Source organism: Bradyrhizobium nivariense (assembly GCF_029846695.2).
Lineage (GTDB): Bacteria > Pseudomonadota > Alphaproteobacteria > Rhizobiales > Xanthobacteraceae > Bradyrhizobium.
The window spans coordinates 76,430-96,312 of sequence record NZ_JARWCR020000021.1 but is presented as its reverse complement, the minus strand read 5'-3'; the positions used below and the strand labels follow the sequence as shown (position 1 = coordinate 96,312).

At 64.3% G+C, this 19,883-nt stretch carries 16 protein-coding genes; 10 read left to right on the top strand and 6 right to left on the bottom strand.

Annotated features, from left to right (window positions below; translation table 11 throughout):
• Nucleotides 1-13 precede the first annotated feature (13 nt).
• From tolB to QCM77_RS19260, 8 genes are all read left to right on the top strand, one after another.
• On the top strand, nt 14-1,357 hold the full coding sequence (tolB, locus tag QCM77_RS19295) for a Tol-Pal system beta propeller repeat protein TolB (RefSeq protein ID WP_279684340.1): 1,344 nt from the start codon (nt 14-16) through the stop codon (nt 1,355-1,357).
• Between the two features lie 244 nt (nt 1,358-1,601).
• Nucleotides 1,602-3,932, top strand: a complete 2,331-nt coding sequence (locus QCM77_RS19290) for a putative bifunctional diguanylate cyclase/phosphodiesterase (protein ID WP_279684319.1) — start codon at nt 1,602-1,604, stop codon at nt 3,930-3,932.
• A gap of 161 nt (nt 3,933-4,093) precedes the next feature.
• Nucleotides 4,094-4,858, top strand: coding sequence for an N-acyl amino acid synthase FeeM domain-containing protein (locus QCM77_RS19285; RefSeq protein WP_279666567.1), 765 nt, complete (start codon nt 4,094-4,096; stop codon nt 4,856-4,858).
• Between the two features lie 244 nt (nt 4,859-5,102).
• On the top strand, nt 5,103-5,591 hold the full coding sequence (gene pal, locus QCM77_RS19280) for a peptidoglycan-associated lipoprotein Pal (protein WP_026232595.1): 489 nt from the start codon (nt 5,103-5,105) through the stop codon (nt 5,589-5,591).
• A 201-nt stretch (nt 5,592-5,792) separates the two neighbouring features.
• Nucleotides 5,793-6,839 carry a tol-pal system protein YbgF gene (gene ybgF, locus QCM77_RS19275; protein ID WP_279684318.1) on the top strand — a complete coding sequence of 349 codons (1,047 nt, stop codon included), beginning with the start codon at nt 5,793-5,795 and terminating at the stop codon, nt 6,837-6,839.
• A gap of 177 nt (nt 6,840-7,016) precedes the next feature.
• Nucleotides 7,017-8,087 carry a tRNA lysidine(34) synthetase TilS gene (tilS, locus tag QCM77_RS19270; RefSeq protein WP_279684317.1) on the top strand — a complete coding sequence of 357 codons (1,071 nt, stop codon included), beginning with the start codon at nt 7,017-7,019 and terminating at the stop codon, nt 8,085-8,087.
• Between the two features lie 267 nt (nt 8,088-8,354).
• Nucleotides 8,355-10,277 (top strand): ATP-dependent zinc metalloprotease FtsH, encoded by a 1,923-nt coding sequence (gene ftsH / locus QCM77_RS19265; RefSeq protein WP_279659186.1) that lies wholly within the window; start codon nt 8,355-8,357, stop codon nt 10,275-10,277.
• Nucleotides 10,278-10,289: 12 nt separating this feature from the next.
• Nucleotides 10,290-10,706 (top strand): DUF3052 domain-containing protein, encoded by a 417-nt coding sequence (locus QCM77_RS19260; RefSeq protein WP_279684316.1) that lies wholly within the window; start codon nt 10,290-10,292, stop codon nt 10,704-10,706.
• Between the two features lie 280 nt (nt 10,707-10,986).
• Here QCM77_RS19260 and QCM77_RS19255 read toward each other — a convergent pair whose 3' ends face one another.
• The 3 genes from QCM77_RS19255 to QCM77_RS19245 form a co-directional block, all read right to left on the bottom strand.
• Complete coding sequence (locus QCM77_RS19255) at nt 10,987-12,144, bottom strand: acyltransferase family protein (protein ID WP_279684315.1); 1,158 nt, start codon at nt 12,142-12,144, stop codon at nt 10,987-10,989.
• Nucleotides 12,145-12,218: 74 nt separating this feature from the next.
• A complete protein-coding gene (locus QCM77_RS19250; protein ID WP_279659189.1) occupies nt 12,219-13,469 on the bottom strand; it encodes a glycosyltransferase 87 family protein in 1,251 nt (416 codons plus the stop codon).
• Nucleotides 13,466-14,980: a hypothetical protein gene (locus tag QCM77_RS19245; protein WP_279684314.1), complete on the bottom strand. Its 1,515-nt coding sequence runs from the start codon at nt 14,978-14,980 to the stop codon at nt 13,466-13,468. Before QCM77_RS19245 ends, QCM77_RS19250 begins: the two co-directional genes overlap by 4 nt.
• 298 nt (nt 14,981-15,278) lie before the next feature.
• Between QCM77_RS19245 and QCM77_RS19240 the strand changes: the two genes are divergently transcribed.
• Complete coding sequence (locus QCM77_RS19240; protein ID WP_279659191.1) at nt 15,279-15,443, top strand: Flp family type IVb pilin; 165 nt, start codon at nt 15,279-15,281, stop codon at nt 15,441-15,443.
• A 237-nt stretch (nt 15,444-15,680) separates the two neighbouring features.
• On the opposite strand, the gene QCM77_RS19235 is transcribed toward QCM77_RS19240, so the two are convergent.
• Entirely contained in the window at nt 15,681-16,664 is a 984-nt protein-coding gene (locus QCM77_RS19235; protein ID WP_279684313.1) for a phosphatase PAP2 family protein, read from the bottom strand.
• 268 nt (nt 16,665-16,932) lie between these two features.
• Between QCM77_RS19235 and QCM77_RS19230 the strand changes: the two genes are divergently transcribed.
• Nucleotides 16,933-17,613 carry a TetR family transcriptional regulator gene (locus QCM77_RS19230; protein ID WP_279659193.1) on the top strand — a complete coding sequence of 227 codons (681 nt, stop codon included), beginning with the start codon at nt 16,933-16,935 and terminating at the stop codon, nt 17,611-17,613.
• 150 nt (nt 17,614-17,763) lie between these two features.
• Here QCM77_RS19230 and pyk read toward each other — a convergent pair whose 3' ends face one another.
• Together pyk and QCM77_RS19220 are read right to left on the bottom strand one after the other, a co-directional pair.
• A complete protein-coding gene (pyk, locus tag QCM77_RS19225) occupies nt 17,764-19,200 on the bottom strand; it encodes a pyruvate kinase (protein WP_279659194.1) in 1,437 nt (478 codons plus the stop codon).
• Complete coding sequence (locus QCM77_RS19220) at nt 19,197-19,790, bottom strand: DUF1036 domain-containing protein (RefSeq protein WP_279659195.1); 594 nt, start codon at nt 19,788-19,790, stop codon at nt 19,197-19,199. The genes pyk and QCM77_RS19220 overlap by 4 nt, the downstream gene beginning before the upstream one ends.
• Nucleotides 19,791-19,883: the final 93 nt, after the last annotated feature.

The following is a 19,883-nucleotide window of genomic DNA, read 5'->3' as shown; positions in this document are numbered from 1 at the left end:
TGACGTCCGATCGATGAACCGCCGCCGCTTCATGACCCTGACCGGATCGACGCTTGCGATGCTCGGCGGCGGACACGCCTTCGCCCAGGGCCAGCCGCGGCTTCGCATCGATCCCAACGAATTCCAGCCGGTTCCGATCGCGATCACCAATTTCCTGCCGGGCTCGCCGGCCGACGGCGACGTCGGCAACGGCGTCACGCAGGTCATCACCAACAATCTGAAGCGCTCGGGCCTGTTCGCGCCGATCGACCAGGCCGCCTTCATCGAGCGCATCAGCAACATCGACGTCGCGCCGCAATTCCAGAACTGGAAGACCATCAACGCGCAGGCGCTGGTCACCGGCCGCATGACGCGGCAGCCGGACGGAAGGCTCAAGGCAGAATTCCGCCTCTGGGACGTGGTCTCCGGCCAGCAGCTCGCCGGCCAGCAATATTTCACCTCGCCGGAATATTGGCGCCGCATCGCCCACATCATCTCCGACCAGATCTACGAGCGGATGACCGGCGAGAAAGGCTATTTCGACAGCCGCGTGGTGTTCGTGGACGAGACCGGGCCGAAGGAGCGCCGCGTCAAGCGGCTCGCGATGATGGACCAGGACGGCGCCAATGTGCGCTATTTGACGCGCGGCTCCGACCTCGTGCTGACGCCGCGCTTCTCGCCGAACTCGCAAGAGATCACCTACATGGAGTTCGGCCAGGGCGATCCGAAGGTCTATTTGTTCAACATCGAGACCGGCCAGCGCGAGATCGTCGGCAACTTCCCGGGCATGACCTTTGCGCCGCGATTCTCGCCGGATGGCCAGCGCGTCATCATGAGCTTGCAGCAGGGCGGCAATTCCAACCTGTTCGTGATGGATCTGCGCTCGCGCTCGACCACGCGCCTCACCGACACACCGGCGATCGACACGTCTCCTTCTTATTCGCCGGATGGCGCCCGCATCTGCTTCGAGTCCGATCGCGGCGGCAGGTCGCAGATCTATGTCATGGCCGCAGGCGGGGGAGCTGCGCAGCGCATCTCCTTCTCCAAGGACGATACCAACGCCACCTATTCGACGCCGGTGTGGTCGCCGCGCGGCGACTACATCGCCTTCACCAGGCAGGGCGGCGGACAGTTCTCGATCGGCGTCATGAAGCCGGACGGCTCCGGCGAACGGCTGCTCACCTCCGGCTATCACAACGAAGGCCCGACCTTCTCGCCGAACGGCCGCGTGCTGATGTTCTTCCGCGATCCCGGCGGCAGCGGCGGACCGTCGCTGTTCTCCGTCGACATCTCGGGCCGCAACGAGCTGAAGGTGCCGACGCCGGGCTTTGCCTCCGACCCGGCGTGGTCGCCGCTATTGTCCTCGACTTCGGGTTAGCAGCCCGTCCTCGGTGCGCGATGATTTTGACCGCGCGCCTTTTTCGAAAACTTTGCGAGATGTTTCTCCGCGACAATTGTTCTTTAAGGTTGTGCTCGGCAAATTTTTCCCATCGTTTTGTTTCTATTGATGTATTTCGAGTATCTGTCGCTCAAAACAACTCGACTTTAACGATGTTCCCTCAGAAAGACTTCATACCGGATCGGTAAAACTGCGCCCCAGACAGGACGCGCGTACAGATCAGATGCAGTTTGCAAGTCAGAGCGGAGAGCCGGAACAGCGGCCGCCGAAATCTTCGGCGGCGCAAATCGATTCGCTGTTCGAAGCGCCTGGTCCGCTGCTGGCAGGACTCATTTTCGTGTCGATTGGTGCGGCCCTGACCGCGATGAGGACGGGCGAGCCGCTGATCTGGGCGTGCGTCGCGCTTCTTGTCCTGGCAGGTACCGCGCGGGCGATCGACCTGCGCCTCTATCAGGCACGTCAGGCGGTCATGACCGCCGAGGCGGCCGCACGCTGGCAGAGGCGCTATCAGATCGGAGCGAAGATCCAGGCGGCTGCGATCGGCATCTGGTGCTCCACCGCCCTGTTGGCCACAGACGACGCCGTGGCCCACATGATAGCCTTGTCGGTCACCACCGGAATCGCGGCGGGCGGCGCCGGCAGGGCCTATGGCCGGCCGGCGATCTTCCATCTGCAGGCCGTGCTGATTTTCGGCCCGGCCGTGCTTGCCTTGGCGCTGCGTGGAACGCCCTACTACATCGCGATGGCGGTGGTCAGCGCCGCGTTCCTGATGGCGATCATGCAGCTCTCGGTGAATCTGCACCGAATCTTCATGGGAGCGGTCGTGGCACGGGAGCGTGAAGCCGCGCTCGCCGGGCAGTTCGATACGGCGCTGAACAACATGCCGCACGGCCTCTGCATGTTCCGCGTCGACGGACAGCTGGCGGTCATGAACCACCGCTTCGGCGCAATGATGAACCTGCCGGAAGGTCTCGCGCAGCGCGGCACCAACGCGCGTGACATTGTCGCGGCGTGCGTCGGCGCCGGATCCATCTCGGTTGGGAGCGGCGAGCGGATCGTCGCGGACATCGAGAGTTCGCAGGCCAAAGAGATCATCACCACCGATCCCGACACGCAGCGAAACCGGTCGCTGTCCTGGACTGTCCAGCCGATGGCTGATGGTGGCGCTGTGGTGCTGCTCGAGGACATTACCGAGCGGCGCAGCGCCGAGGCCAAGATTACGCATCTGGCGCGCTACGACGACCTCACCGCGCTCCCCAACCGCGTTCATTTCCGCGACGAGATCGAAAGGCTGCTGGCGATCTCGCACGACGCCGAGCGCCTCTCCGCGCTGCTGTTCGTCGACCTCGACCAGTTCAAGCAGGTCAACGACACACTCGGCCATCCCTGCGGCGACCAGCTCCTGTGCGCAGTCGCCAACCGCCTTCGCGAGATGCTGCGCCCCGAAGATTTCGTCGCCCGCTTCGGCGGTGACGAATTCGTCGTGTTCCAGCAGAACATCAGTGCGGCCGAGGACGCCGCGAGCCTCGCCCGCCGCATCGTCGAGCGGCTGAGCGAGCGTTACCGCATCGACAATCATCTGGTCGAGATCGGCGCCAGCGTCGGCATCGCGCTGACCTCGCCGGAAGGCGTCAGCGCCGATACGCTGCTCAAGAACGCCGACATGGCGCTGTACCGGGCCAAGGCCGACGGTCGCGGCACCTTCTGCTTCTTCCGCGACGAGATGGCGGCGACCGTCGAGGCCCGCCGCATCCTCGAGCTCGATCTGCGCAAGGCGCTCGCCAACGAGGAGTTCGAGCTGTTCTATCAGCCGCTGGTCAATCTGAAGTTCGGCAGGATCACCACCTGCGAGGCACTGCTGCGCTGGAATCATCCGGTGCGCGGCACGGTCTCGCCGGTCGACATCATCCCGGTCGCCGAGGACATGGGGCTGATCGTCGATCTCGGCCGCTGGATCCTGCGCCGCGCCTGCATGGAATGCATGAAATGGCCGGAGGGCGTCAGCGTCGCCGTCAACTTCTCGCCGCAGCAATTCCACCAGCGCGACGTGCTGAGTGAGATCCGCTACGCACTGGAAGTCTCGGGCCTCCCGGCGCATCGGCTGGAGATCGAGATCACCGAATCCTCGCTGTTGCGTAACACCCAGCTCACGCACGACATCCTGTCGCAATTGCATGCGCTTGGCGTGCGCATTTCGCTGGATGATTTCGGCACCGGCTATTCGAGCCTCAGCTATTTGCACAATTTCCCGATGCAGAAGGTGAAGATCGACCGCTCCTTCCTCGAAGGCATCGACGCCGACCGGCCGCTGACGCTGCTGCGCGGCGTGGCGCGGCTGTCCGCCGACCTCGGCATGGCGGTCGTGGTCGAGGGCATCGAGACCAACGAGCAGCTCGAGCTGATCAGCGCCGACGGCACCGTGACCGAGGGGCAGGGCTATCTGTTCAGCCGTCCGGTTCCGGCAGTCCGGATTCGCCAGTTGCTCAGTGCCTCGCATGGCCGTCGCGGGATTGAGGATCAGATCGTCATGGTGTCCTCGCGATCCATCGCCTGATCTTTCTCTTTCAACTTCTTCAACGCCTCTGCTCTGTTCGCCCCGTGTTTTTGCGGGCTGCAAAGGTTAACCCTAACGTTTCTAAGCCTTTGCAATTCCGTTAACGAACCATTAATCTCGACCCACTCGCGGAAGTTGCTTGGAGTGGTAGGGGTTATTGGATGACGTCTGGAGCCGAACCGCAAACGGTGCTCCTTCCGCGGGGAGCCGCTCTGTTTGACCGCATCGATTACCGCCTCATCGAAACTCCAGAGGACAGAGACAACCTCTATTTGATGCGGTACCGGGCCTATCTGCACGCTGGACTGATCGTGCCGTCGGAGTCGCTGCGCGTGACCGATCGCTTCGACGATGCGCCCAACACCTGGAATTTCGGCGTCTATGTCGATGGAGAGCTTTGCAGCTCCGTTCGCATTCACGTCCTGACGTCGGACTGGCGGATGTCCTATACGACCGAAGTGTTTGGCGACGTCCTGCATCCACGCCTCGACCGCGGCGAAGTTCTCGTCGATCCATGTCGGTTTGTTGCTGATCCCGAAAAGCACCAGCGTTTTCCGGAGCTGCCCTATCTGACGGTGCGGCTGGCTTTTGTCGCTTGCGATCATTTCAACGCCGACACCGGGCTTGCCATGATCCGGACCGACCATCAGGCGTTTTATCGTCGCATATTCCTGCACGAGACCATCTCACCGGAGCCGCGCGGGTTTCCGGGCTGGCCCACCAAGAAGGCCGTGCTGATGGCGTCTGATTTCCGGAACCAGCGGGAAAAGGTTCTGACGCGCTTTCCGATCATGCGCTCCAGCGCGTTTGAGCGGCGCATGTTGTTTGAACGCAGCAGCCCGCGCCAGGCGGCCCCGCGGCCGGTGTTGCTGGCCACGCAGCGGACGCCGGACGCGGCGGCCTCGGCAATCGGTTCTGCCCGCTAGGCCCCAGGGTCTCCACGCGACGAGCCTAAAATTCCAGCAAAAGCCGGCATTTTGCCGGTTGGCGCGGCTTGCCTTCACCCTCGTGCCACATTTACAACCCATTAACCATGACGGTTGCTTTTCGCTGGTTGGGGGCATTTGACCGGCTGCGGCAAGGTTCCATCAAGGTTGACGGAACGTTCGCTTAACCAACCCCCTGTAGACCGGACAGCAGTGGACGAAACGTGAGCGTGGAGGCTCCGGAATGAAACATCCTATGCGTATCCTCCAGGGATTGAAGCTGGCCGCGGTGCTTGCCGTCGCGTTGTCGATGGGCGCCTGCGCCAACAAGAACTCTGCCACGGATGCGATGGCCAATGCGGCGACGCCGGGCAGCCAGCAGGACTTCGTCGTCAATGTCGGCGACCGCGTGTTCTTCGAAAGCGACCAGACCGATCTGACCCCGCAGGCGATCGTGACCCTGGAGAAGCAGGCGCAGTGGCTGCAGAGCTATCCGCGCTACAGCTTCACCGTCGAAGGTCATGCCGACGAACGCGGCACCCGCGAATACAACATCGCGCTCGGCGCCCGCCGCGCCCAGTCGGTGCGCTCGTTCCTCGCCTCGCGCGGCATCGATCCGAACCGCATGCGCACGATCTCCTACGGCAAGGAGCGGCCGGTCGCCGTCTGTAACGACATCTCGTGCTGGTCGCAGAACCGCCGCGCCGTCACCGTGCTGAACGCGAGCTCCTGACGATCAGTCAGGCGCCGTTCATCTTCAGAAACCGATTATGAGAAACCGATTATGCCGGCGCCCTCTCGGGCGCCGGTTTCGTTTCAGCGATCTGTGACCGAAACCCGTTTGTTACAGTCACAGTTTTGGCGTACTCCCCTTCAATGTGTGGCGCGTCGAGTGTTCGGTCGCAGGCCATTTCGCTTTCGTCGTCAGGGCAAGATGTCATCCAGATCTAAGGTCTTTACCGGCACCGTGGCGATCGCCGCGCTGCTCTCTTTGTGCTCGCCCGCCCTCGCGCAATCGGACGATGCCGACCCCGAGATGCGGATCGAGCGACTGGAGAACCAGCTGCGCCAGCTCACCGGCCAGAACGAAGAGCTGCAATATCGCAACCGCCAGCTCGAAGAGCGGCTGCGAGCGCTCGAGGGCGGCGCGCAAGCTGCGCCCGGCCAGGCGCCGGTCCAGCCCAATGTCGCGGCCATGCCGCCCGCGCAAGCCGCGCCGGCCTATCGCCAGCAGCAGCCGCAACAGCAACCGGCCCAGCCGAATTACGAGCAGCCGCAGATCGCTTCTCCCGCGCCGATCGTTCAGGAGCAGCCTGCGCTCGGCGCGCCGGGCACGCGCCGCCGCGGCGATGCCTTCGACCCGAACCAGAGCCCGAATGCGCCGGGTGCGCCGCGCGCGCTCGGCGGCGGGCAGCAGCCGATGCCGGCAGGCGCGCCCGGTGGCCGCGGCGCCGGCGAACCGCTCGATCTTGCCAACAACGGCACCCGCTATCCGCAAGCGGCCGCGCCCCAGGCCGCGCAGCCCGGCTATCCGCCGGCCCAATCCGGCTCTCCCGCGCCGTCAGGCGGGACGGGCCTTGCGACCCTGCCGCCCTCGGCAACGCCGCGCGACGAGTTCGACCTCGGCATCGGCTACATGCAGCGCAAGGACTATGCGCTGGCCGAGCAGACCATGAAGAATTTCTCGCAGAAATATCCGAGCGACCCGCTGCTCGGCGACGCGCAATACTGGCTCGGCGAGAGCTACTTCCAGCGCCAGCAATATCGCGACTCCGCGGAAGCCTTCCTCGCCGTCACCACCAAATACGACAAGTCCGCCAAGGCCCCGGATGCCCTGCTGCGGCTCGGCCAGTCGCTGGCCGCGCTCAAGGAGAAGGAGGCCGCCTGCGCCGCCTTCGGCGAAATCGGCCGCAAATATCCGCGCGCCTCCGCCGGCGTCAAAGCCGCCGTGGACCGCGAACAGAAGCGGGTGAAGTGCTGATCCGCGGCGTTGATCGCTGACAAAGCGGATGGCGCTGCGCTAGAGCATTATCGGTTCTGATTGAATCAGGACCGAAGCTCTAGATTCTTGTTTTGACGCGTTTTCTTGACGCGACGGTATCCACTTCGCTCGAAAACGCTCTAAACAGTCGGTCCATCCGCGGACGATTGCAGCGCCATGTCAGACGACGACAATTCTCCGATCTCGGCGCGCGAGGCGAAGCGGTTCTTCGCCGGCCTGAAAAGCGCGCCCGCGCTGGTGCTCGCGGTCTCCGGCGGGCCCGACTCGGTCGCGCTGATGTGGCTTGCGGCGCGCTGGCAGCGCAGCCTTGTGCGCGGCCCGCTTCTCACCGTCGTCACCATCGACCATGGCCTGCGGCCGGAGGCGGCGCGCGAGGCGCGCGAGGTCAAGCGGCTGGCCGCCGGGCTTGGCTTGCCGCACCGGACCCTGCGCTGGCGCGGCGCCAAGCCGAAAACGGGATTGCCGGCCGCTGCGCGCGAAGCCCGCTATCGCCTGCTTGCGCGGGCCGCGCGTGCCGCCGGTGCGAGCCATGTGCTGACCGCCCACACCCGCGACGACCAGGCCGAGACCCTGTTGATGCGTCTTGTCCGCGGCAGCGGACTTGCCGGGCTGTCGGCGATGGCCCGTCTCACGGAGCGCGACGGCGTCGTCCTTGCGCGTCCGCTGCTCGATGTCCCGAAGTCGCAGCTGATCGCGACCTTGAAGCGGGCGAAGATCGGCTTTGCCGACGATCCCACCAACCGCAACACCGATTTTACCCGGCCGCGGCTGCGCGCGCTGCTGCCACAGCTTGCGGCCGAGGGCGGCGATGTCCGCACTCTGGTGCGGCTCGCAGCGCGGCTGGCGCGGGCCAATGCGGCGGTCGAGGTGATGGTCGACGGTGCCGAACGCTTCCTTCAACTCCGGGCGCGCGGCGATGCGCCGCAGGCGGGCGGTCGAAGCTTCGAAGCATCGAGCTTTGCCGTCCTGCCGGAGGAGGTCCGGCTGCGGCTCCTGCTGCGGGCCGTCAATGCGTTCGGCCATGAAGGGCCGGCGGAACTCGGCAAGGTCGAATCCCTCTTGGCCGCGCTCGATCAGGCCATGGTTGCAAGGAGTATGGCTGCAGGGCGTGCGGCTGCAAATGGCCGGCCGGTGCTGAGGCAGACCCTTGCGGGAGCCTTGATCAGCCTTGCCGGGGGGCGTATCCACATCGCACCGGCGCCGGCCCGGCGACGCAAGGGGGGCTGAGCCGCGGACCATGACACCGTCCGTTTCGGCCGCGCAGCGTCAGGTCACCTTAACCAGGCAGGAAAAACCCGTGTCCGGCGCCATTATTTCAGCGGGAATCGCTCTAAGATGGGATAAATAGTCCCATCTCGTTCCCTTGGCAGCGACCGGGGCGGCACCTAAATTGTATGCTTCTAACCGAGAGGATTCCTTGGGGATTTCCTCGTACGGCTCAAAATAACTGCCCGAGGATCAGGTCGCGATCCGCGCGACCACGAAGGAAGATCGATGAACGCCAATCTGCGCAATTTCGCCCTCTGGGTCATCATTGTCTTGCTGCTGTTGGCGTTGTTCACGCTCTTCCAGAATCCGGGTCAGCGCGCCTCCTCGCAGGACATCGCCTTCTCCCAGCTCTTGAGCGAGGTTGACCGCGGCAATGTGCGCGACGTCGTGATCCAGGGGCCGGACATTCACGGCACCTTCACCAACGGCTCGAGCTTCCAGACCTATGCGCCGAGCGATCCGACCCTGGTGAAGCGCCTCTATGACAGCAAGGTGCAGATCACCGCGAAGCCGCCCGGCGACAACGTGCCGTGGTTCGTCTCGCTGCTGGTCTCCTGGCTGCCCTTCATCGCGCTGATCGGCGTGTGGATCTTCCTGTCGCGGCAGATGCAGGGCGGCGCCGGCAAGGCGATGGGCTTCGGCAAGTCGCGCGCAAAGATGCTGACGGAAGCGCATGGCCGCGTCACCTTCGAGGACGTCGCCGGCGTCGACGAAGCCAAGCAGGACCTGCAGGAGATCGTCGAATTCCTGCGCGACCCCGGCAAATTCCAGCGCCTCGGCGGCCGCATTCCGCGCGGCGTGCTGCTGGTCGGCCCTCCCGGCACCGGCAAAACCCTGATCGCGCGTGCGGTCGCAGGCGAAGCCAACGTGCCGTTCTTCACCATTTCGGGTTCTGACTTCGTCGAGATGTTCGTCGGCGTCGGCGCAAGCCGCGTCCGCGACATGTTCGAGCAGGCCAAGAAGAACGCGCCCTGCATCATCTTCATCGACGAAATCGACGCCGTCGGTCGTCACCGTGGCGCCGGCCTCGGCGGCGGCAATGACGAGCGCGAGCAGACGCTGAACCAGTTGCTGGTCGAGATGGACGGCTTCGAGGCGAACGAGGGCGTGATCCTGATCGCCGCGACCAACCGTCCCGACGTGCTCGATCCCGCGCTGCTGCGTCCCGGCCGCTTCGACCGCCAGGTCGTGGTGCCCAATCCGGACGTCGTCGGCCGCGAGCAGATCCTCAAGGTTCACGTCCGCAAGGTGCCGCTGGCGCCGGATATCAACCTCAAGACCATCGCGCGCGGCACCCCGGGCTTCTCCGGCGCCGACCTGATGAACCTCGTCAACGAAGCCGCGCTCACCGCCGCCCGCCGCAACAAGCGGATGGTGACCCAGGCCGAGTTCGAGGAAGCCAAGGACAAGGTGATGATGGGCGCCGAGCGCAAGTCGCTCGTCATGACCGAGGAAGAGAAGCTCTTGACGGCCTATCACGAGGGCGGCCACGCCATCGTCGGCCTCAACGTCGTCGCGACCGACCCGATCCACAAGGCGACCATCATTCCGCGCGGTCGTGCGCTGGGTATGGTCATGCAGCTGCCCGAGCGCGACAAGCTGTCGATGTCGCTGGAGCAGATGACCTCGCGCCTCGCCATCATGATGGGCGGCCGCGTCGCCGAAGAGCTGATCTTCGGCCGCGAGAAGGTGACGTCGGGTGCGTCGTCCGACATCGAGCAGGCGACGCGTCTGGCGCGCATGATGGTGACGCGCTGGGGCCTGTCCGAGGCGCTGGGCACCGTGTCCTACGGCGAGAACCAGGACGAGGTTTTCCTCGGCATGTCGGTGTCGCGCACCCAGAACGCATCGGAAGCGACGGTTCAGAAGATCGACACCGAGATCCGGCGTTTCGTCGAAGAGGGCTACAACGAAGCGACGCGTATTCTCACCGAGAAGCGCGCCGATCTCGAAGCTCTCGCCAAGGGCCTGCTCGAGTTCGAGACGCTAAGCGGCGATGAGATCATCGACCTCCTCAAGGGCAAGAAGCCGAATCGCGAGTCGGTGCTCGAGCCGAGCACGCCGCGCGCCTCGGCCGTGCCGCCGGCGGGCAAGCCCCGCCCGCGGCCCGATCCGGATCCCGGCCTGGAGCCGCAGCCGCAGGCGTAAAGCCCGCGCGCCATGGCCGGTTATTCCGGCAAACCGTTAGTGCAAAAGCTCGGCATCAAGCCGGGCTTTTGTGTTTTTGTGGATGGCCTCTCCGTTGCCTATGCCGATGTCGTCGGTGAATTGCCTGACGATGTGAGGATCGCCAACACCGCCAGGGCGCCGCTCGACATGGTGCATGTCTTCGCGACCGAAGCCAAAGGCCTTGCCGCCAGGCTGCGCTTCTATCGCAAGGCGATCACGCCGGACGGGATGATCTGGGCGTCGTGGCCGAAGAAGGCATCGGGTGTCGCAACGGACGTGACGGAAACCGTGGTACGCGCGACTGCGCTCGCCAATGGCCTCGTCGATATCAAGGTCTGCGCGGTCGACGAGGTCTGGTCGGGCCTGAAGCTCGTGATCCCCGTGAAAGACCGCGCAAAGAAAAAGTAGGGCAGGCAAAGGCGGCTAAGCCGCCGCGCCCGCCATCTCTCGGCAATCACGCGCAAGCACGATCCGGAAAAGTGCGAAGCGGTTTTCCGAAAAGATCATGCTCAAACAACAACCTAAAGCGCGATGATGATTCATCCTCATCTCATCGCGCTTTAGAAGTGGTGGGCACACGCTCTGGAGCTTTCGTCCTCACTTCGGCGTCGTCGCAGCCGCACCGTCCGCATCGACCCGCACATGGATCACCGCGTCGAGGCGGTTGACGTGAACAGGCACCGGCTCGCTAATCGGCACCGGGCGCGGACCACCGGGCAGGTGCCCGCATGTCACCAACGACAGGTCTCAGCCGGCGGCGCTCGCGCTCTGATGACTGGTCGCCCGAGTAGCATTCCTTGCCGGAGATATAACCCCGCCGAAACCGCAAAAAGAAGGTTTCATAATAGCGATAGCTGATCCACGCGATGGGCGCGAAAGCACAGAACGCTAACGTCGCCGCTGCCGTCGCAACATAGAAGTTCGTCAGAGGGACGACATGTGCCATCATGGTGTGCATGCCAATGACGACGAAGAAATGCAGCAAGTAGGTCGAGTATGAACATGTACCGATCTTTGCCAGCAGTCCGGAGACGCCGACATCGCGAAACTTGAATGTGCCGTCGTAGTACGCAATCAGAAGACAAAAGAACAGACCGTCCACCGTCGGCATGACGATCCAGATGGGTGACGGTGACGGATACGACGTCATCAGATAGAAGCCGCCGGCCGCATTGAAGGCATGATAGAAGAGGGAATAGGCGGCAACTGCCGCGAACATTGCGACATGCTGGCCTTTGATCAAGTCACGCAGATTGAACGCGGCTATACCGAGGACGAACTGATCGATCCGTCCGAATATCGTATAGGAAGCCAGCAACTCCGTCTCGCCGGTGCGCCAGAGCACTGCGGCCCTTATTGCAATTGCAATGAAAATAATGAGCGGAACATAGGCAGGAGACCGCCGCAGGAGGAATAGCAACAATGGCAAGAGCAGATAAAAATGCGCTTCGACAGCGATGGACCATTGCCCATTTGGCAGGAGTGGCAGGACGAGACCCAGCGTGATGATCTTCAGATAATTGACGAGATCGTCATGGTAGTTGATCGCCCCGTTGATGATGATGACGGCGATCAGAAGCGGCGCCAGCCGCAGCATCCGGTTCCAGAAGAACCATTTGTAGATGACCTGATGCCCATCGAGCAGCTTGGCGAATAAGTAACCGCTTAGAGTCATGAATAGCGCGACGCCACAATGGCCTTCCTCCAAAATTGAGAGAGGCCAGAATGCGGGGACATTGTCGTAGGGAACCGACAAGTGGATAAAGTGCCACTCGAACACAAGGAATGCGGCGAGCCCGCGAAGATGGTCAAGTCCAACATAATGGACGCCACTACTTGATCGCATTTGCCGCCCACGGAACAATATTAAGTTGCTGCCGACGTTAGCCCGAGATGGTTGCGTAAAACCTAAGGCTTGATTCAGGAATGCGGCGAAATTGCCGGCTCGCCAGATCTTGCCGGACAGCGCAACGCGCCGAAGACGAAGCCAATGAGAGCGACGATGAGGAGCGGCGATAGCCGTCCCGCCGGAACATACACGGCCGGGCTGAGCAACGGCACCATCCAGATGCCAAGCCCGATCAGCCAGTCGCGAAAGCGTGGAGCATCGATCGACGCGGCAAGCCACAGCACGACGGCGACCGCCAGCAGCGTCGCGTCATAAGGGCCCCAATGCGGGGCCGCCAGCACGGTTGCCGCAAGCAGCACGATCAGCTTGTTGTTGGTACTGAGCGAAGAGCGAAACGCCGCGAACGTCGCTGCCGCGCTCGAGAGGACCGCGGCCAGCTGCAGGATGGAGGCCAGCCGCTCCGGCAGGCCCAGCAGCACCGCACAGGCCCACACGCTGTGACCCCAGATGCGGCCATAGGCCAGCCATTTCGCATCGGGGCTGACCAGATTGTTGTACGCCTGCGGTATCCAGCACAGCCACAATTCCACGCCGAAAATCATGGCACTTGCAGCCGCCAATGCGAATGCCGAGCATACAGCAGCGCACAGGCTGCCATAACGGCGCGAACCCGCCAGCGCAAGCGGGACGAGCAGGAAGAATTGCGGCTTGAAACTCAGGAGTCCGAGCATTGCCCCGGCAAGGAGCGGTCGCGGTCCGAGCAGCCTGACGCCCGCGACCAGCAGTGCGGCAACGAGAAAGGCGCATTGTCCATCGGCCAGGTTGAGACAGGCCGATGGCGAGACCAGCACGGCCGCGATGATGTAGGGCGTCAGTTGCGGTTGATCGGCCCGGTTGCGAAGCGCCCAGGCCAGGAAGCCTGCGGTCGCGGCCTGGAATGCGACATAGGAGCCGATGAAGCCAAGCGGCGCGACCGGCAGCAGCAGAACGAGGAAGCTGGGCGGATAGAACCATGGACGGAACTCCAGAGGCACCGTGAGCCATGATGCGAACGACTGGTTGAGATAGGCGGTGAACGCGTCGCCATCGATGACCAGCGCAAGATTGCCGGCGAGCAACGATCTGACAGCGCTGTAAAACACCATCCAGTCGGTGCCGGGGGCGATGTGGTTCAGCCCGATCCAGCCGGGATGGACGAAGGTGGAGATCAGGATGCCCCAGCCGAAGAGCGTTGCGATCGAAAACGCCGGTAGGAACACGAGGGGAATTCCGATCCAGCGGCGCGATGGACCGGATATCGGCTGTTGAGCGGACACGCTCACTTGAAGGCTTCCTTCGAGGTCTCCGCTTCCGGCGCCGCGCCGGCTTGTGCGCTACCGGTTCGCACATGGATCACCGCGATATTGTCCGCATAGAGCCGCTTCCAGCCCTTGATGTGATCGAGCACTTGCGCCGCGGGCGAGTCCGCGGTCAGCAGCGTGGCGTCGATCTTGTAGTCCTCCAGTAGCCGCGTCAGGTTGTCGAGCTTCTTGACCTCCACGGCCTTAAAGACGTCCATGGCGAAGGTTTCGCCGTACAGCTCGGCGCGGCCGTCGATGAAGACCGGGATGTCGCGCGAGATCAGATAGCCGCCGAACGGGTAGGCGTTAAAGATGCGCCGGGCTTTTCGTTTCTCGAGCAGGTCGACGGCGGCAACCGGTGTCTGGTCCATCGTGAAGGTGAAGCGGTGATGCGACATGTAAAGTGACGTCGAGGTCCAGCCGGCGGCGACGATCATCAGCGCGCCCGTTGCGGTGACGTAGCGGGCGGCCCAGCTCTCGCTGCCCTGCGTGCCAGGCTGCGGCGGCACCGACCGTTCGCCGAGCGGCTTGGCCAGCACCAGCGGCACCAGGAAGGCAAAGGCCTCGATGCTCCTGACATGGGTGAGCGCCATCCAGGTCAGAAGCAGGATCAGAAGAATACGCGGCGGCGAGAGCGTCAGGCCGCGATACAGCCCGATCGCGATCAGGCCGAACAGCGCGCCCTCGAATGCGTTGAAGGATGCGAAGTTCGCGGGCGACCATTCGGAGATGACCGTCAGCAGCTCGCCGAGATTGAGGATGTTGGTCGCAGCCAGCAATGTGCGCCAGCCATAGGGGGTGACGCAGCTTGCAGCGAGTGCCGCAACACCGAACAGGAACCAGCGCGACAGCAGCCGGACCTGCTTGCTGGACTCCATGCCCCAGAGCGCCACGAACGATATCGGGCCGATCAGCGCCAGGCCCAGCACGAAGCCGCCATGCAGGTTCGACCACAGTGACATCAGCGGCAGCCAGTACCATGACGGGGCGCCCTTGCGGTCGGCCGCGGCCATCAGCATGCCGACCCACGCGATCATCACGGGCAGCGCCAGAATGTGCGGCCGCGCCAGAATGTGGTGCAGCGACAGCAAGACCGCGAACATCGCGAACAGGACCGCGCGCGGAATTTCCAGATGGGCCTCGAGCAGGTCGACCAGGATCGCCGCCGACAATGCGACCGCAAGCGCGGTGAGGATTACCGGGCCGGCCCAGTCCCATTGCGCATGGGAGAGGGCGAACAGCACCTGCGACAGCCATGAGGTCGAAACCCAGGGCGCCCCCGGCCGGGTGAAGGAATAGAAGTCCGTGTAGGGAAGCGCGTGGTGATCGAGGATCCATTGTCCGATCTTGATCTGCCAGAACGAGTCGGAGTCCTGAAGCAGCGTGTCGCCGACATACACGAAGAAGAGATAGGCGCCCGCACCGACGCACAGCGGCACCAGGGCTCGCGCACGACTCTGCACCGCGATGCTGTTGGCAAAGGAAAGGGACATGCCGCCTCGTCGTGCTGTTGTTTTTGTCGGGTTGCCGAGCTGGCGGCATTCTACCACGGCGGTCATAACTTCGGGTAAACCGGCGGCGCCGGCCGATTTGATGTCTCGATAATTTAACGGATCGTTTTAGATTTCGGTTTACCATCGGCGAATACACGCAAACCGTTCGGTGTTTCCGCAGTCGAATTAACTGCGGCGCAATTCTTTGCCACTACGTTCGGTTCCATGGTCGGGCGGCGCTGGGAAGCCGAAAAGACCAGATCAGTTGTAGCCTCGTGTACTTTTTTTGGAGCTGTCTATGAAGAACCTCGTTGCGCGTTTCCTGAAGGATGAATCCGGCGCCACCGCTATCGAATACGGCCTGATCGCCGCCGGCATCGCGCTGGCGATCATCACTGTCGTCAATAGCCTGGGCGTCACATTGAACGGCAAGTTCACCTCGATATCGAGCAGCCTCAAGTAAGGCCGGACGAATCGCGAATTCAGAGAGCCCCGTCCTTAACGGGGCTCTTTTCTTTTGATCGACGGTTTTCGCGTCTTGAAGGTCGTGACGCTGCAGCAAGCTTGTAGGGTGGGCGACGCCTCCGCCGCAGCTCGAAGAGCGCAGGCGGAAGCGAGCCCACCGTCGAGACTATTGGACATTGAAAGTTGCTGGTGGGGCTCGGCGCTACGCCCCCACCCTGGGGCAACTTGCCGCCTGTCATTCCGCGAGGCTGGGCTGCCAGACCGGCGACGGAGCAGGCGCGGCAGACATTCGCGACGCGCGGCCGTGCCATTGCAGATAGCATTCCGCCGCCCAGATCGACGCTGCGGCGACTGCGATGCCGCCGGCGACGTCGATGATGTAATGCGCGCCGATCACCGGCGTCGCCGCGATCATCAGGAGATTGAGCGCGGCCGCGATACCGCCGATGCCGCGCACCGGCCACAGCGCCCACATGTAGAGCACGGCGGATGCGGCGTGGAAGCTCGGAAACGAGACGATGCCGGAGAGGAAGAACAGCCGGAGCTCGTGCAGGCTGCCGTCGCGAAGCGCGAGGATGTCGCGCAACTGCCCGGCATAGACCGCGGTGTTGATCTCGGGAAAATGTGCGGCGGACAGTTGCAGCGCCCAGTAGGTGCCGATCGCGGGCACGACGGCGGAGATCGCGATGGTGACCGCGAGCGCGAGGCTCGTCGCGAGCATGAACAATTGCAGGCGGACATAGCGCGCCGTCAGCGCCAGCACGACGGGGATACCGAGCAGCGGCAATTTGATCAGACCGTATCCGCGAGCGAGACAGTCCGCGAGCCAGGGATGGTCGTTGACGTATCGCGCGATCGGTTCGGGCTCGAGGCCGAGCGCTCGGTCAATCGCAAGCAGCGCCTGGTCCTGAAGCGGCCAGTTCAGCTTGCCCGCGACATAGCTGAGCGGTCCGACGATGGCGCAGGTGAGAATGATCTGTCCGATCGTGCCGAGCGAAAACACCAGCTTGGGATCGGCAAGCTCGCCTTTGACGATGCGGTGGCCATAGGCCAGCGCGAGCAGGACTGCCGCGATCGCCAGCGTCACGCCATAGGCGACCGGTTCAAGGCTCAGGCCGGTCAAAAGGAGGCCGAGCGCCAGCAGGCTGCCCATGGCTGCGATGAGAAGCCAGTTCAGGTGGAAGAGCTGCCAGGCGGTCCGGGCGTCCGTGTCGACCATGCTGCACCGAGGGGGGATCGCAATATCGCAGTACAGTCGCCGAGCAGGTTTAAGATGGCGGTAACGATCGTGGTTACCCCTTCACCAAACAAGTTCGCGACGCTTTTAGCTGTTTGAAGTCGCGCCTTCCTGGCGTGACGCTTCATGCATTTGCACCTTGTCATCCACTCTGAATAGTTGTTCAGTCCTTGCGGGGCGATTTGCGGCATCAGTGACGAAGCGTTCGGCCGCAGGGCGTGCGGCTGGCGTGTGGGACAGGAAGCGCGCCATGGTTTATCGGCGGACGCATCAAGTGGTGAAGCGCCTTGCGGCAAGGCGCAGTGCGATACTGGCGGCGGCGCGGGAGGCGGCGGCGGAAGGCGGGATGGCGGCGGTGCAGATTGCGCCGGTCGCGATTCGCGCCAGCGTCGCTGCGGGTACGGTCTACCGCTACTTCCCCTCCAAGGCCGAGCTGATCTCCGAATTGATCGCCGAGGTCTCCCGCGACGAGCTCGCGGCGATCCGCCGAGCGGCCGATGCCGCGCCGGGGCCGTCCTCGGCGCTGGCGGCGGCGGTGACCACCGTGGCGGTCCATACCCTGTCGCAGCGCAGGCTGGCCTGGGGCATCCTGGCCGAGCCGGTCGATGTCGATGTCAGCGCCTCGCGCCTTGCCAGCCGGCGCGAGATCGCGGGCGAGATGGCCTCGCGGATCGACGCCGCCGTGCGTGCGGGCCACCTGCCGGCGCAGGACACCGCGCTCGCCGCCACCGCGCTGCTCGGCGCGCTGCACGAGGCCCTGGTCGGACCGCTCGCGCCGGATAATCTCGAAGATCCCGCCAGGATGCGCGATGCCGTGCAGACCGTGACATTGCTGGCGCTGCGCGCGGTCGGCGTCATGGACGCCCGCGCCAGGGGGCTCGTCGTGCAGCAGACGCTGCTACCGACGGCGAAAGCGCTGGTTGGGGCTTAAAACGCCCGCGAGATCGACGTGGAGACCTGATCGCGCCCAAGTCATTGTCCGGGCGCGTCTTTTCGCAAGACTCCAGCACATTCGCCGGACCGGCCGGCTACTGTGCATGGGGTTGTTTTCGACTTTTTTGTTCGCCGCGTGCTGGCGGACCTAGATATCAGCTTCGCCCTCGGGGCCGACCGAGGCGATGCGCACCATGTTGGTGGTGCCGGGGATGCCGAGCGGCACGCCGGCGACGATGATCACGCGCTGGCCGGCGCGGACGAAGCCGTCCCGGAACGCGATCTGGCCGGCCCGGCTCACCATGTCGTCCTGGTCGCGCGCATCTTCCGCCACCACGCAATGCACGCCCCAGACGACCGACAGCCGGCGTCCCGCGGTGACATTCGGCGTGATCGCCACGATCGGCGGCTTCGGCCGCTCGCGCGCTACGCGCACGGCGGTCGAGCCCGAGCTGGTCCAGCAGATCAACGCCGGCAGGTCGAGCGTCTCGGCGATCTGCCGCGCGGCGTCCGCGATGGCATCGCCGGCGGTGGATTCCGGGGCGGGGCGCTGTGCCGTGATGACGGAGCGATAGATCGGGTCGCGCTCGACCTCCTCGCCGATGCGGTTCATGGTCGAGACGGCCTCGACCGGGAATTTGCCGGCCGCCGATTCTGCCGACAGCATGATGGCGTCGGCGCCTTCGTAGACGGCGGTGGCGACGTCGGAGACTTCGGCGCGGGTCGGCACCGGCGACTGGATCATCGATTCCAGCATCTGGGTCGCGATCACCACCGGCTTGCCGGCGCGCCGCGCCATGCGCGTCATCTGCTTCTGCAGGCTCGGCACGCGCTCCAGCGGCAGTTCGACGCCGAGGTCGCCCCGCGCCACCATCAGGGCGTCGGAGGCGTCGATGATGTCGGCGAGGCGGTCGATCGCCTGCGGCTTCTCGATCTTGGCCATCACCGCGGCGCGGCCGCGGATCATCTTCTTGGCCTCGATCACGTCGTCGGCGCGCTGCACGAAGGACAGCGCGATCCAGTCGACGCCGGTGACCAGCGCCGCCTCGAGGTCGGCGCGGTCCTTCGGCGTCATCGCAGAGACCGGCAGATCGGTGTCGGGAAGGCTGACGCCCTTGCGGTCGGACATCCGGCCGCCGACCACGACGCGGGTCACTGCGTGGTCTTTCGAGGTCTCCTCGGCGATCAGCCGTACCTTGCCGTCGTCGAGCAGCAGCGAATGACCCGGTCGCAGCGCGGCCAGGATCTCCGGATGCGGGAGTTGGACGCGGGTGGAGTCGCCCGGCGCCTTGTCGGAATCCAGCGTGAAGGTCTGGCCGTTCTGGAGCTGGACCGCGCCTTCGGCGAAGGCGCCGAGCCGGAGCTTCGGGCCCTGGAGGTCGACCAGAATGCCGATCGGCCGGCCATAGCTGCTCTCGACGTTGCGGATCGTCGCCACCAGCTCCCGCATCTTGTCATGCGGGGTGTGGCTCATGTTGATGCGGAACAGGTCGGCGCCGGCCTCGAACAGGCGGCGGATCATCGCGAGGTCCGAAGACGCGGGTCCCAGGGTCGCGAGTATCTTGATACGGCGAAGACGCCTCATGGCTTATTTCCAGACGGGGGCGAGGGAGCTGGCGGGAGGCCAGGCGCGGCGGGGGGCGTACCACCGGGCGGGCCATTGGGCAAACCGGGAACCCCCGGACCGACCGGGCCGGGCATGCCAGGCACGCGCTGCTGCTTTGACGGCTGTTCGTTGGCGTCGGTGAGCTGCACCGTCCAGGCCCGCTGCTCGCCGGTATCGACCTCGAAATAGCCGGTCCGGTCATAGCCGCGCGCGAGGCAATCCTCGGTGCCGCGGATGGTGAATTCCTTGTCGCGCGAGCACATGAAGGCCTGGCCCGACCATTCGCCGCCGCGGTCGTAGTCGATGGCGTAGATGTAGTAGAAGCGGGCGACCAGCGTTCCCCGCAGCAGCGTCTCGCAGGAGCGGGACGAGATGTTCCACCAGCCCTCGGTGGTCCAGCCCTCGGCATCCTTGTAGCCCAGCGCAATGCCGACCCGGCTCGACGTGTTGTTGCAGAGGCGGAAATCGGCGGAAGCGGGGCTGGCCCAGAGGCACAGCAGGGCAACCACCAGCACCGGGACCAACCGGGCGAGCAGGCGAAGGGGGGAGCGGGGAGATTCGGCGATCATTGTCGCGGAAGCTATATCAGATCATTGACGATTTGGCGCAGGGCCCCGGGAACTGCCCCAAAGCCGGCTTCGCCCGTTTGCGCCGCGATATGG